Origin of the sequence: Pseudomonas sp. DE0010 (genome assembly GCF_007680745.1) — a bacterium.
Lineage (GTDB): Bacteria > Pseudomonadota > Gammaproteobacteria > Pseudomonadales > Pseudomonadaceae > Aquipseudomonas > Aquipseudomonas parafulva_B.
In genome coordinates this window covers 1-236 of the sequence record NZ_VEJQ01000306.1, presented here as the reverse complement: position 1 = coordinate 236, position 236 = coordinate 1, and the positions used below count along the sequence as shown (strand labels likewise).

The window sequence follows — 236 nt, the reverse complement described above, 5'->3', positions numbered from 1 at the left end:
ACAGTTCGCCGCCGCGGGGCCAGGGGCGTCAGGTGTCCCTGGCCGGTCGGGCGATCAGGTGCAGGTCCGCGCCCACCGGCGTGGCACTGAGGATTTCCAGCTGCGGCGCCTGGGCCAGGTGCTCCAGCGGCCAGTCCAGCAACGGCCGGGCGCTGGAACCGAGGAACTTGGGCGCCAGGAACAGGTGATATTCATCGACCAGTCCGGCCTGGGCGAAGGCACCGGCCAGACGCGGT

At 71.2% G+C, this 236-nt stretch carries 1 protein-coding gene; it reads right to left on the bottom strand.

The features are described from left to right. Positions 1-28: 28 nt before the first annotated feature. A partial coding sequence (locus FS767_RS22635; RefSeq protein ID WP_178102791.1) for a dihydrofolate reductase family protein occupies positions 29-236 on the bottom strand: 208 nt, incomplete at its 5' end.